Annotated in this window: 10 protein-coding genes; 8 read left to right on the top strand and 2 right to left on the bottom strand. The window is 60.2% G+C overall.

Features of this window, described 5'->3' with window-relative positions; translation table 11 throughout:
• Positions 1–107 precede the first annotated feature (107 nt).
• The 8 genes from BUB69_RS06135 (at position 108) to BUB69_RS06100 (ending at position 10,275) form a co-directional block, all read left to right on the top strand.
• Positions 108–1,838, top strand: a complete 1,731-nt coding sequence (locus BUB69_RS06135; protein ID WP_073163447.1) for a PAS domain-containing sensor histidine kinase — start codon at positions 108–110, stop codon at positions 1,836–1,838.
• Positions 1,823–2,224 (top strand): response regulator, encoded by a 402-nt coding sequence (locus BUB69_RS06130; RefSeq protein WP_073163445.1) that lies wholly within the window; start codon positions 1,823–1,825, stop codon positions 2,222–2,224. Before BUB69_RS06135 ends, BUB69_RS06130 begins: the two co-directional genes overlap by 16 nt.
• Positions 2,221–4,329 (top strand): EAL domain-containing response regulator, encoded by a 2,109-nt coding sequence (locus BUB69_RS06125; protein ID WP_073163442.1) that lies wholly within the window; start codon positions 2,221–2,223, stop codon positions 4,327–4,329. Before BUB69_RS06130 ends, BUB69_RS06125 begins: the two co-directional genes overlap by 4 nt.
• Positions 4,330–4,642: 313 nt before the next feature.
• On the top strand, positions 4,643–5,026 hold the full coding sequence (gene gcvH / locus BUB69_RS06120) for a glycine cleavage system protein GcvH (RefSeq protein WP_024689095.1): 384 nt from the start codon (positions 4,643–4,645) through the stop codon (positions 5,024–5,026).
• Between the two features lie 10 nt (positions 5,027–5,036).
• A complete protein-coding gene (gcvP, locus tag BUB69_RS06115) occupies positions 5,037–7,901 on the top strand; it encodes an aminomethyl-transferring glycine dehydrogenase (protein WP_073163440.1) in 2,865 nt (954 codons plus the stop codon).
• A 73-nt stretch (positions 7,902–7,974) separates the two neighbouring features.
• The gene (gcvT, locus tag BUB69_RS06110; RefSeq protein WP_073163438.1) at positions 7,975–9,099 is read left to right on the top strand and encodes a glycine cleavage system aminomethyltransferase GcvT; all 1,125 of its coding nucleotides are present in this window, start codon (positions 7,975–7,977) and stop codon (positions 9,097–9,099) included.
• Between the two features lie 394 nt (positions 9,100–9,493).
• Positions 9,494–9,706 (top strand): cold-shock protein, encoded by a 213-nt coding sequence (locus BUB69_RS06105; RefSeq protein ID WP_003227496.1) that lies wholly within the window; start codon positions 9,494–9,496, stop codon positions 9,704–9,706.
• Positions 9,707–9,789: 83 nt separating this feature from the next.
• Positions 9,790–10,275 carry an RDD family protein gene (locus BUB69_RS06100; RefSeq protein WP_073163437.1) on the top strand — a complete coding sequence of 162 codons (486 nt, stop codon included), beginning with the start codon at positions 9,790–9,792 and terminating at the stop codon, positions 10,273–10,275.
• Positions 10,276–10,348: 73 nt separating this feature from the next.
• Here BUB69_RS06100 and lptG read toward each other — a convergent pair whose 3' ends face one another.
• Positions 10,349–11,410, bottom strand: a complete 1,062-nt coding sequence (lptG, locus tag BUB69_RS06095; protein ID WP_024689100.1) for an LPS export ABC transporter permease LptG — start codon at positions 11,408–11,410, stop codon at positions 10,349–10,351.
• A complete protein-coding gene (gene lptF / locus BUB69_RS06090; RefSeq protein ID WP_073163435.1) occupies positions 11,403–12,524 on the bottom strand; it encodes an LPS export ABC transporter permease LptF in 1,122 nt (373 codons plus the stop codon). Before lptF ends, lptG begins: the two co-directional genes overlap by 8 nt.
• Positions 12,525–12,636 lie beyond the last annotated feature (112 nt).

Genomic DNA, 12,636 nt, shown 5'->3' with positions numbered 1-12,636 from the left:
ACTGTTCTGTTAAGGTCCAAGAACCTCTTGTCATCCATCTAAACGGATGTACGCGCGTATTAAATAGTACAGAACGCAGGCAGGTTCACGAAGTCACGGGAGCAATGATGCAGACCCCGCCAGTAGACCGCCCGCCCATAGACCTGCCGTCTCGCGCCGAGAACATCGTCGAGTCACAACGACAGAAAACCCTGCTCAAGACCGGCGCGCTTCAGGACGCGATTTTCAACAGCGCCTACTTCTCCAGCATCGCCACGGATGAGCACGGCGTCATCCAGATCTTTAACGTCGGTGCCGAGCGCATGCTCGGCTATCAGTCCGAAGACGTGGTCGACAAGATCACGCCTGCCGACATTTCCGACCCCGCCGAGCTGATCACCCGCGCATCCGCCCTGAGCCATGAGCTCAACACACCCATCAATCCCGGTTTCGAAGCCTTGGTGTTCAAGGCCTCTCGCGGCATTGAGGACATTTACGAACTGACCTACATCCGCAAGGACGGCAGTCGCCTGTCGGCCATGGTCTCGGTCACATCGTTGCGTGACAGCAGCGAGACCATCATTGGCTATCTGCTGATAGGCACCGACAACACGGCGCGCAAACAGGAAGAAGAAAACCAGGCCATGCTGGACCAGCGTCTTCGCGATCAGCACTTTTATACCCGCTCACTGATCGAGTCGAACATCGATGCCCTGATGATGACGGACCCGCAAGGCATCATTTCCGACGTCAACAAGCAGATGATGGCGCTGACCGGGCGAACCAGGGACGAACTGATCGGCGCGCCCTGCAAGAACTTTTTTACCGATCCGGCCAGTGCAGAAGCGGCCATCAAGCGGGTGCTCAGCGAACACACCGTCAGCGATTACGAACTGACCGTGCGCGCCTACGACGGCACCGAAACCGTGGTTTCCTACAACGCCGCGACCTTCCATGACCGCGACCGCAAGCTCAAGGGCGTATTTGCCGCCGCCCGTGATGTCACTGAACGCAAGCGCTTCGAACGCACGCTGGAAGAGAAAAACATTGAGCTGGAACATGCCAGCCACATGAAGTCCGAATTCCTCGCCACCATGTCGCATGAGTTGCGCACGCCACTCAACGCCGTCATCGGTTTTTCCGAGGCGCTGCGGGACGGCATGGTGGGCGAGATGACCGACACGCAGCGCAGGTACATCGGCGACATTTACAACAGCGGCCAACACCTGCTGTCGTTGATCAACGACATCCTCGACCTGTCCAAAGTCGAAGCGGGCATGATGGAGCTGGAGCTGGAGTCGGTGGAACTGGCTGAACTGCTGAGCAACAGTCTGCTGATCGTGCGTGAACAAGCCGCACTGCAGAGCATTCAACTGAAGCTGGAAAGCGAAGCCGATTTCGGACTGCTGGAGCTGGACCGCCGCAAGACCAAGCAGATCGTCTACAACCTGCTGGCCAACGCAGTGAAGTTCAGCGCGCCTGGCGGCTGGGTCACGCTGTCCGTGCGCCAGGTGCCGCGCGCACTGGCGGGCAGCATAGAGGGTGACTGGCCCACCTACGGATTCGAGCTGGCACCAGGCACGCACGAGCATTTTCTGGAGTTGAGCGTCAGCGACACCGGCATCGGTATCGCGCAGAGCGATATGAGCAAGCTGTTCAAGGCGTTCAGTCAGATCGACAGCAGCCTGTCGCGCAAATTCGAAGGCACAGGGCTTGGCCTGGCAATGGTCAAGCAATTGGTCGAATTGCACGGCGGCAGTGTCGCGGTCGCAAGCGTCAAGGATCTGGGCGCGCGCTTCGTGGTCTGGCTGCCCATTCGGCCTCATCTACCTGTGGAGGCGCAATGGCCCAAATCCTGATCATTGAAGACAACCCGGCCAATATGCGTCTGGCCGAACTGCTGCTGACCAGCGCCGGGCATAGCGTGATCGCTGCAATCGATGCCGAGACCGGCCTGAAACTGGCGCGCGAGCATCAACCGCAACTGATCCTTATGGACATTCAATTGCCCGCCATGGACGGCCTGCAGGCCACGACCCTGCTCAAGGCCCAGGCCAGCACGGCGAGTATTCCGGTCATTGCCCTCACGGCAATGGCCATGAAGGAAGACGAAGAAAAAATCCGCCTGGCCGGCTGCGACGCCTACATCATCAAACCCCTGAGCTACAAAGAGCTGTACCGCGTCATCGACACCCTGCTGGAAAAGACCTCAACTGAACGGCAATCCTCCGAGTGCTCGCCATGACCGAAACAGCCGCAACGATTTTGATCGTCGATGACGACGTTCATGTACGCGATCTGCTGGAGGTGCTCCTGCAGAATCAGCATTACCAGACTCAGACGGCGGAGTCCGGCGAGCAGGCGCTGGAGATGATCGCAAGGCATGCGCCCGACCTGATCCTGCTGGACATCATGATGCCGGGCATGGACGGCTATGAAGTGGCCAGCCATCTCAAGTCGGGGAAGACCACCTCCAATATCCCCATCATCATGCTTTCGGCGCTCGATGAGCGCAGCGCGCGTATTTCCGGGCTGGAGGCGGGTGCCGAAGAGTACCTCAACAAACCGGTAGACAGCGCCGAGCTGTGGCTACGCGTGCGCAACCTGCTGCGACTCAAGGCGTTCGGCGATTACATGAAAGGCCACAACCTGATTCTTGAGGACCAGCTGCAACAGCGCACCATCGACCTGGAGCGCTTTCGCTCGGTGATGGACGCCTCGGACGACGCGATTATCCTGATTAACCGCAACACCATGAGCCTGATCGAATTCAACCGCCGCGCCTGTCAGTTGCTGGGCTATACCGCCGACGAATTGCTGCACAAGACGCCTGCGGATCTGGGCGAAAGCTCCATGGAACAGCTGGAAGTGGTCTATGACCAGATCATCGCCGGCAAAGGCCCGAGCGAGCCGCTGGAAACCATGATCCGCGACAAAAGCGGTCGCGATGTGTCGGTGGAGATCCATCGCCAGGCCTACCAGGCGGGCGATGACTGGATCATCGTCGGCATCGTGCACGACATCACCCGGCGCAAGGAATCCGATCAGCGCTTGTTGAAGATGGCTCATTACGACAGCCTGACCGGCCTGCCCAACCGCGACCTGTTTTTCACCAGCCTGCAGATGGGCCTGACCCAGGCAGCCGTGAGCCGCTGGAAGCTTGCGGTGATGACGGTCAACCTGGACGGGTTCAAGAACATCAACGAGACCTGGGGTCATGTACTCGGCGACCAGACCTTGCTCGAAGTCAGCCGACGCCTGGCGAGGTGCCTGAATGCCAGCGACACGCTCGGCCGGGTGGACGGCGATGAATTTGCGCTGATTCTGATGATCCGCGAGGGTCAGGCTGATACTCAGCAGATTCTGGAGCGCATCCGTACAACCCTGCGCACGCCGTTTCAGATCGAAGACCAGCGCATTGTCATGACCGCCAGCATCGGCGTGGCGCTTTTCCCGGAAGACGGCGAAGACGCCCGCGAACTGGTGCGGCACGCCTATACCGCGATGAATAACGCGAAGAAAAAAGGCGTGGATGGCTACCGGTTCTATACCGCGCAAATGAACACTGAGGTCTCGGAGCGTCTGGACCTGGAAACCGCTCTGCGAGAGGCCGTGCATCAGCGCGCCTTCGAGATTGCCTACCAGCCCAAAGTCACCCTGGCGGACGGCAACGTCTGCGGCCTGGAAGCCTTGCTGCGCTGGAAACGCCCTGGCCAGTCAAACATCTCGCCGGCCGTCTTCGTGCCGGTGCTGGAAAGTCTGGGCCTGATTACCGAGGTCGGAAACTGGGTAATCGACAGCGTCTGTGCGCAGATTGCCCAGTGGCAACGCTCTGGGCTGGGGTCGTTTCAGGTAGCGGTCAATGTGTCCGGCCAGCAGATCGCTGAAAGCGGCCTGATTGCGGACATCAGCGGCGCTCTGGAACGGCATCAGGTTGACCCGCAGTGGCTGGAAGTGGAGCTGACGGAAAGCTCGCTGATGGAGAACACCTCGCACACCATCGCCACCCTGCAGTCCCTCAAAACCCTGGGCGTCAGGATTTCCATCGACGATTTCGGGACCGGCTATTCGAGTCTGGCGTACCTGCGCCGATTCCCTATCGACAAACTTAAAATCGACATCGCGTTCATTCGCGAAGTGACCACTAACCCACAGGACGCCGCTATCGCCCGGGCAATCATCGAGCTGGCACACAGCCTTGGCTTGAAGGTCATCGCAGAAGGTGTCGAAACGCCTGAACAACTGGCGTTTCTGACTGAAAACCAGTGCGATCAGGTTCAGGGGTATCTGGTGAGCCGGCCGTTGCCGCTTGCCGAACTGGAGACGTACCTGCAAACGCAGGCCCATTGACCGCAACGACCGCGAGTGCTGCGACCAAGTTCTGCTGAAAAGCACAGACAGCTGCGCAGCGTGTAACGCTTTCACTCCAGTGGAACGATTACATTCCACGCCAGGCTGATGTATAGCTATCAAGGCTTTGATCGGGCAGGATTTTTCAGGGACGCTACAACTGTAGCGATTTCGCTACACCTGCGAGCTCAGGCAGGTATTGAAAAACCAACAAGACATTGATTTATAAAGAAAAATACAAATTGGCAGTGAAATTGCTTTGCTTCAGGGATAACGCCGCGCCCTGCGCGAGATTCAGTCCCGAGGAGTTTTTATGAGCGAGTTGCGCTTCACTGTCGATCACGAATGGCTGCGCGCCGAAGCCGATGGCAGTGTCACCGTTGGCATCACACCCTATGCGCAGGAGTCGCTGGGGGATGTGGTGTTCGTTCAGCTCCCTGAATTGCAGGTCTACACTCAGCACGCTGAAGTGTCGGTGGTGGAATCGGTCAAGGCCGCCAGCAGCATCAACATGCCGCTGGACGGCGAAGTGGTCGACGTCAACACGGCCCTCGACGCCACCCCGGAACTGGTCAACGAAGACGCCTTGGGCGCAGGCTGGTTCTTTCGCTTCATCCCGCAAGATGCCAACGCCATCCACGGCCTGCTGGATCAGGACGCCTACGACCGCCTGATCAAAGCCAACGCCGAAGCCTGAGGAGCGAGCCATGACTGACCGTATCGAACTGAGCACCGCCAACGAATTCATCGCCCGTCATATCGGCCCGCGCGCCGACGACGAGCAGGCCATGCTGCAAACCCTGGGTTTTGACTCCATCGAAGCGCTGAGCGAAAGCGTGATCCCGGAAAGCATCAAGGGCACCAGCGTGCTGAACCTGCCGGCCGGGCAAAGCGAGGCCGACGCACTGGCGTCGATCAAGGCCATCGCCAACAAGAACCAGCTGTTCAAGACCTACATTGGCCAGGGTTACTACAACACCCATACCCCCGCACCGATCCTGCGCAACCTGCTGGAGAATCCGGCCTGGTACACGGCCTACACGCCCTATCAGCCGGAAATTTCCCAGGGCCGCCTCGAGTCGCTGCTCAACTTTCAGACCCTGATCAGCGACTTGACCGGCCTGCCGATTGCCAACGCCTCGCTGCTGGACGAAGCCACTGCTGCTGCCGAAGCAATGACCTTCTGCAAACGCCTGAGCAAGAACAAGGGCAGCCAGCAATTCTTCGCCTCCAGCCACTGCCATCCGCAAACGCTGGACGTCCTGCGCACTCGCGCCGAACCACTGGGCATTACGGTGGTGGTGGCGGACGAGATCGAACTGGGCGATGTCAGTGACTACTTCGGCGCGCTGCTGCAATACCCGGCCAGCAACGGCGATGTATTCGACTACCGCGACCTGGTCGAGCGCTTCCACGCCGCCAATGCACTGGTTGCCGTCGCAGCCGACCTGCTGGCCCTGACCCTGCTGACGCCACCGGGCGAGTTCGGTGCGGACGTCGCTATCGGCACCGCACAGCGCTTTGGCGTACCGCTGGGATTCGGCGGTCCGCATGCGGCCTACTTTTCGACCCGCGATGCGTTCAAGCGCGACATGCCGGGCCGCCTGGTCGGCGTGTCGGTAGACCGTCATGGCAAGCAGGCCCTGCGCCTGGCCATGCAGACTCGCGAACAGCATATTCGCCGCGAGAAGGCCACCAGCAACATCTGCACCGCGCAAGTGCTGCTGGCCAACATTGCCAGCATGTACGCCGTTTATCACGGGCCGCGTGGCCTGACGCAGATTGCCAACCGCGTTCATCACCTGACGGCCATTTTCGCCGAGGGTCTGGGCCAGTTGGGTCTGAAAATCGAACAGCAGCACTTCTTCGACAGTGTCACCCTGCACACCGGCCACAGAACCGCAGCCCTGCACGCGGCGGCCCGTGCCCAGCACATCAACCTGCGTGAAATCGACGATGAACGCCTGGGCCTGTCGTTCGACGAAACCACTTCGCCATCCGCCGTTGAAGCCCTGTGGGCGATATTCGCTGCCGACGGTCAGAACACTCCCGACTTCGAGGCTCTGTCGGTCAGCGTCCAGTCGCGCCTGCCTGCCGCGCTGACACGTCGATCGGCGATCCTCAGCCACCCGGTGTTCAACCGCTATCACTCCGAAACCGAACTGATGCGCTACCTGCGCAAGCTGGCCGACAAGGACCTGGCACTGGACCGCACCATGATCCCGCTGGGTTCGTGCACCATGAAGCTCAACGCTGCCAGCGAAATGATCCCGGTCACCTGGGCCGAGTTTGGCAACCTGCACCCGTTCGCCCCGGCCGAGCAAAGCGCGGGTTATCAGCAACTGACCGACGAACTGGAGGCCATGCTCTGCGCGGCGACCGGCTATGACGCCATTTCGCTGCAGCCCAACGCTGGCTCACAAGGCGAATACGCCGGCCTGCTGGCGATTCGCGCCTATCACCAGAGCCGTGGCGATGAACACCGCGACATCTGCCTGATCCCCTCCTCGGCCCACGGCACCAACCCCGCCACCGCCAACATGGCGGGTATGCGCGTGGTGGTGACGGCCTGCGATGCACGCGGCAACGTGGACATCGAAGACCTGCGCGCCAAAGCCCTTCAGCACCGCGACCAGTTGGCGGCGCTGATGATCACTTACCCGTCGACCCACGGCGTGTTCGAAGAAGGCATCCGTGAAATCTGCGGCATCGTTCATGACAACGGCGGCCAGGTTTACATCGACGGCGCCAACATGAACGCCATGGTCGGCCTTTGCGCACCCGGCAAGTTCGGCGGCGATGTCTCACACCTGAACCTGCACAAGACCTTCTGTATCCCCCACGGCGGCGGTGGCCCTGGCGTCGGCCCGATTGGCGTCAAGTCCCACCTTGCGCCCTTCATGCCGGGCCATGCCCGCATGGAGCGCAAGGAAGGCGCGGTCTGCGCAGCGCCGTTCGGCAGCGCCAGCATTCTGCCGATCACCTGGATGTACATCCGCATGATGGGCGGCGAAGGCCTCAAGCGCGCCTCGCAACTGGCGATTCTCAACGCCAACTACATTTCCCGTCGCCTGGAAGACCACTACCCGGTGCTGTACACCGGCAGTAACGGTCTGGTTGCGCACGAGTGCATCCTGGACCTGCGTCCTCTCAAGGACAGCAGCGGCATCAGCGTCGACGACGTGGCCAAACGCCTGATCGACTTCGGCTTCCACGCCCCGACCATGTCGTTCCCGGTGGCCGGTACCTTGATGATCGAGCCCACCGAAAGCGAATCCCGTGAAGAGCTGGACCGCTTCTGCGACGCCATGATCAAGATCCGTGAAGAGATTCGCGCGGTAGAGAACGGCACGCTGGACAAGGACGACAACCCGCTGAAAAACGCACCGCACACCGCCGCCGAAATCGTCGGGCAGTGGACCCATCCGTACAGCCGCGAACAGGCGGTCTACCCGGTCGCCTCGCTGATCGAAAACAAGTACTGGCCTCCGGTCGGCCGCGTCGACAACGTGTTCGGGGACCGCAATCTGGTCTGCGCCTGCCCGTCCATCGAGAGCTATCAGGAAGCCTGATCACTCATGCCATGCGCTGCCCGCACCCGACGGGCGGCGCTGTCTGCACGGCCCGACCTACAAGGAATTGAACATGTCCACAGAATCTCTGCTGACCACACCGCTGCACGACTTGCACCGTGAACTGGGCGCAAAGATGGTGCCTTTCGCCGGTTACGACATGCCTGTGCAATACCCGGCTGGCGTGATGAAAGAACACCTGCACACCCGCGCCCAGGCCGGTCTTTTTGACGTGTCACACATGGGCCAGATTCGCCTGAGCGGCATCGATGCCGCCAAGGCGCTGGAAACGCTGGTGCCGGTCGACATTATCGACCTGGCGGTCGGCATGCAGCGTTACGCCATGTTCACCAACGAAACCGGTGGCATTCTTGATGACCTGATGGTCGCCAACCTGGGCAACGATCAGTTGATGCTGGTGGTCAATGCCGCCTGCAAGGACCAGGACCTCGCGCACCTGTGCAAGCATCTGGCAGGCCATTGCAAGATCGAGCCGCTGTTCGAAGAGCGCGCCCTGCTTGCGTTGCAAGGCCCCGCCGCCGTGACCGTACTGGCGCGTCTGGCGCCTGAAGTCGCGAACATGACCTTCATGCAGTTCAAAAGCGTCGAGTTGATGGGTGTTGCATGCTACGTCAGCCGCTCGGGTTACACCGGCGAAGATGGCTATGAAATTTCGGTGCCGTCCGACAAGGCCGAAGCGCTTGCACGCCGCCTTCTGGACGAGCCGGAAGTTGCGCCCATCGGCCTGGGTGCCCGCGATTCGCTGCGCCTGGAAGCTGGTCTGTGCCTGTACGGTCACGACATGGACACCGACACATCGCCCATTCAGGCCAGTCTGCTGTGGGCCATCTCCAGGGTCCGCCGTGCGGACGGCGCGCGCGCTGGCGGTTTTCCAGGCGCGGAGCAGATTTTTGCCCAGCAGCAGTCGGGCGTGGACAAGAAACGCGTAGGCCTGTTACCGCAGGAGCGCACGCCCGTGCGTGAAGGCACGCAAATCGTCGATGCTGACGACAACGCAATCGGCACGGTGTGCAGCGGCGGATTCGGTCCGAGCCTGGGCGGCCCGCTGGCAATGGGCTATCTGGATAGCCGATTCACGGCACTGGACACGCCTGTGTGGGCGATGGTGCGTGGCAAGAAAGTCCCGATGCGGGTTACAAAAATGCCTTTCGTGGCGCAGCGTTACTTCCGCGGCTGAATAGGCACGTCAAAAAAGCATCAAGGGCCGGTGATCATTCAGCGCTGTTCTGTCCCCTCCTTCGAACGGACAGAACAGCCTTCTGGATGGACCGAAACTGCACTGTCGAAGTGCAGAAAAATGCTGAAAAACATTCACTGCCCCGATACAGGGAAATATCCTCACAACCGCCTCAACCCCCTGCAAACAGGGTGTTCAGCAGGGGCTTGTTTTTGTAACGAGACTTGGCGTAGAGTTTCTGAACTGTGTTTGCATAGGTCGCTGAATCGGGACCTGGGCAGTAGCTCTAGGTTTGCTACATCCCGCTCTACGTTTCTTACTTCCTGCAACCAGCCCCAGTACTCTTTCACGTGAAAGGGACTGTCATCAATTCAAGCGTCAAGGAAATAAGAAAATGTCTACACGTCAGAGCGGCACCGTCAAGTGGTTCAACGACGAGAAGGGTTTTGGTTTTATCACCCCAGAGAGCGGTCCGGATCTGTTCGTGCATTTCCGCGCGATTCAGGGCAACGGCTTCAAGAGCCTGAAGGAAGGTCAGAAAGTCACCTTCGTCGCCGTACAAGGTCAGAAGGGCATGCAGGCTGACGAAGTTCAAGCCGAAGCCTGAGTGCCCCCAAAAGCCTCTGGTATCCCTACCAGAGGCTTTTTTGCAGCTGTACCGCAACACGCCTCGTGATCGAGAGCCCTACGATGCCCCGACACGTGCTACAGCCCCAGGGCGATTTCCCGCCCGCCAGCCTGCCCCGCCGCCTGGCCGCCATCAGCTACGACGCCCTGCTCTGCCTCGCCATACAGCTGGTTACCGCCTTCCTCTACAAACTGGTACAGATGGTCTTTATCGGCGAAGCGCGCCTGCGCCAGCTGTCCGAATCGGGCGCGCTTGATGGCGACCCGCTGCTCTCCTCCATTCTGCTGCTGGTGACATTTGCGTTTTTCGCCACATTCTGGACCCATGCCGGCCAGACGCTGGGCATGCAAGTCTGGGGTATCCGCGTTCAGAATGCCGACGGCACCGCAATTACGCTCACTCAGGCGCTGCTCAGGTTTCTGGTCGCTATCGCGTCATGGTTGTGCATCGGGCTTGGGTTCATCTGGAGCCTGTTCGACGGCCAGCGTCGTACTTGGCACGACCGCTATTCCGATACCCGACTGGTGCGTGTCACCCGACACACCTGAGACAGGCCGAACCAAAAACCTTCACCCATGAAAAAGCCGACATCGCTGTCGGCTTTTTCAGATCTGCACCTGACTATCCCGCCCGGCGCAGCAACCACAGCCCGGCCAAGGCACAGAACGAGGCAGGCACGAGCACCGCCAGCAACGGCGGGAAACCGAATACCAGACTCGATGGCCCTAACAGGTCCTGCACGATGCGAAACGTGAAGCCCACCAGTACGCCCGTGAACACGCGCTGACCGAGCGTGACAGAACGCAGCGGGCCGAAGATGAACGAGATCGCCATCAGCACCAGCGCCACCGTCACCAGCGGCTGCAAAACCTTGGTCCAGAACGCCAGCCAGTAGCGGCCATTGCTCAGTCCCTGATCAGCCAGGTAGTGGGAATAGCTCCACAATCCGCTGATCGACAACGATTCAGGCGGCATGACCACTGTGCTCAGCAATTGCGGGCTCAACGATACGTCCCAGCGCTCGACCGGCGTATTGATGACCTCGGTGCTGCCATCGCGGAAATAGGTCGTGGCGACGTCGCTCAGTTCCCAATAGTCCGTCTTGAAATTGGCCTGACGGGCGAAGCTCGACGTCAGCATGTGGCGCTGCTCGTCGAAACGATAGCGCGTCACGCCGTACATCAGCCCGTTAGGCTGGACGGTGTTGATGTGAATGAACTCATCACCCTGACGGTGCCACAGACCATGCTTGGCGCTCTGCGCATCGCCCGTGCCCTGAGCCAGCGAACGATTGGCCTGTGCCTGATTCTCGGCATAAGGCGCCACGTACTCACCCACCAGCACACCGGCGACCATCAGGAACAGCATCGGCTTCATCACGGCCCACACGATGCGGCCGATGGAAACACCCGCCGCGCGCATGATGGTCAGCTCGCTGCTGCTGGCCAGGCTGCCGAGGCCGATCAGGCAGCCGATCAGCGCCGCCATCGGCAACATGTCGTAAACGCGACGCGGGGCAGTCATCAGAACGAAACTGCTGGCATCCCACAACGTGTAACTGTCCGAGATGTCGCCCATCTCGTCGATGAAGGCAAACAACGAAGCCAGACCCAGGATGATCCCCAGCACGGCGAGGATCGCCATGAAAACGCTTTTACCGATATACCGATCGAGCTTAACCACGAGCCACCTCCGCAATGCTACGGCGACTCGCCATTTTCAGCCGCAAGGGCTCCCAGTAGAACAACCCCAGACCGATCAGCAGGAACAGCCCGTGGACCCACCACATGCCCAGCGCCAGCGGCAGCTTGCCTTTCTCCAGCGCGCCGCGAACGGCAATCAGGATGGTCAGGTAGGACATGTACAGCAGAATGGCCGGCAACAGTTTCAGGTAACGCCCCTGACGTGGATTGACCCGCGACAGCGGCACAGCCATCAGGGTCACGATGAACACCAGAATCGGCAGCGAGATGCGCCACTGCAATTCAGCCACGTAGCGCGGCGTGTTATTGCCGAACAGCTCGGTGCTGGGAATGGCTTCGCGGTCGGTGATTTCGTCGCTGATTTCCGGTTTGGGCAGCATCGCGCCATAAGTGTCGTACTTGATGACGCGATAGTCGGCCTGGCCTGGGTTACCGTCATAACGGTAGCCGTTTTCCAGGATCAGGAAGCGACTGCCGTCCGGCCGCACTTCCTGGTGCCCCTTTTCAGCCACCAGCACCGTGATGCCACGGTCCTTGCTCGTGCTTGTGGACAAACGCTTTTCAGAGATGAACACCCCGCCCAGACTGGAGCGGTCTTCGGACATCTCCTGGGTGTAGGTAATCCGCGTGCCATCGCGCAGCGCCTGAAAACGGCCCGGCACCAGCGTGTCGAACTCGGTCATGGCGTCCTGCTTGTTGATCAGCAGCGAAAACTGCGTGGCACCCTGCGGCGCCAGGCTGAAGCTCAGCCACGCCACCAGCAAGGCCACCAGCGCGGCCGGTGCCATGGTAATCGCGAGCAGACGCTGCTGGCTCATGCCAGTGGCAGCCAGCACGGTCATCTCGCTTTCCAGATACAGACGCCCGTAAGCCAGCAGGATGCCCAGGAACAGCCCCAGCGGCAGGATCAGTTGCATGAACCCTGGCAGACGAAAGCCCATGATCATGAACAGCACACCCGGATCCAGCGCCCCAGAGGCGGCCTGAGCCAGGTATTTGATGAAGCGTCCGCTCATGATGATGACCAGCAGCACAGCACTGACCGCGCTCAAGGTAACCAGCACTTCTCGGGACAGATAACGAAAGACAATCAAACCAGACACTCCAGAGTTGTCAGGCTCAGGCAGCCAAACAAGGAAAATTGTGAGCCACGGCAACCGGATATTCGTGCTCGCGCAAACGCGAGGCACCCAAAAATATGCGGCA

Source organism: Pseudomonas asturiensis, assembly GCF_900143095.1.
Classification (GTDB): domain Bacteria; phylum Pseudomonadota; class Gammaproteobacteria; order Pseudomonadales; family Pseudomonadaceae; genus Aquipseudomonas; species Aquipseudomonas asturiensis.
The sequence above is the reverse complement of the archived record's forward strand: the minus strand, read 5'-3'. Positions and strand labels throughout refer to the sequence as shown.

Excerpts from the sequence above, each read along its gene's own strand:
- BUB69_RS06135 (WP_073163447.1), top strand. The coding sequence starts at position 108 with ATGCAGACCCCGCCAGTAGACCGCCCGCCCATAGACCTGCCGTCTCGC.
- BUB69_RS06105 (WP_003227496.1), top strand. The coding sequence starts at position 9,494 with ATGTCTACACGTCAGAGCGGCACCGTCAAGTGGTTCAACGACGAGAAG.
- gcvH (WP_024689095.1), top strand. The coding sequence starts at position 4,643 with ATGAGCGAGTTGCGCTTCACTGTCGATCACGAATGGCTGCGCGCCGAA.
- BUB69_RS06100 (WP_073163437.1), top strand. The coding sequence starts at position 9,790 with ATGCCCCGACACGTGCTACAGCCCCAGGGCGATTTCCCGCCCGCCAGC.
- BUB69_RS06125 (WP_073163442.1), top strand. The coding sequence starts at position 2,221 with ATGACCGAAACAGCCGCAACGATTTTGATCGTCGATGACGACGTTCAT.
- gcvT (WP_073163438.1), top strand. The coding sequence starts at position 7,975 with ATGTCCACAGAATCTCTGCTGACCACACCGCTGCACGACTTGCACCGT.
- gcvP (WP_073163440.1), top strand. The coding sequence starts at position 5,037 with ATGACTGACCGTATCGAACTGAGCACCGCCAACGAATTCATCGCCCGT.
- BUB69_RS06130 (WP_073163445.1), top strand. The coding sequence starts at position 1,823 with ATGGCCCAAATCCTGATCATTGAAGACAACCCGGCCAATATGCGTCTG.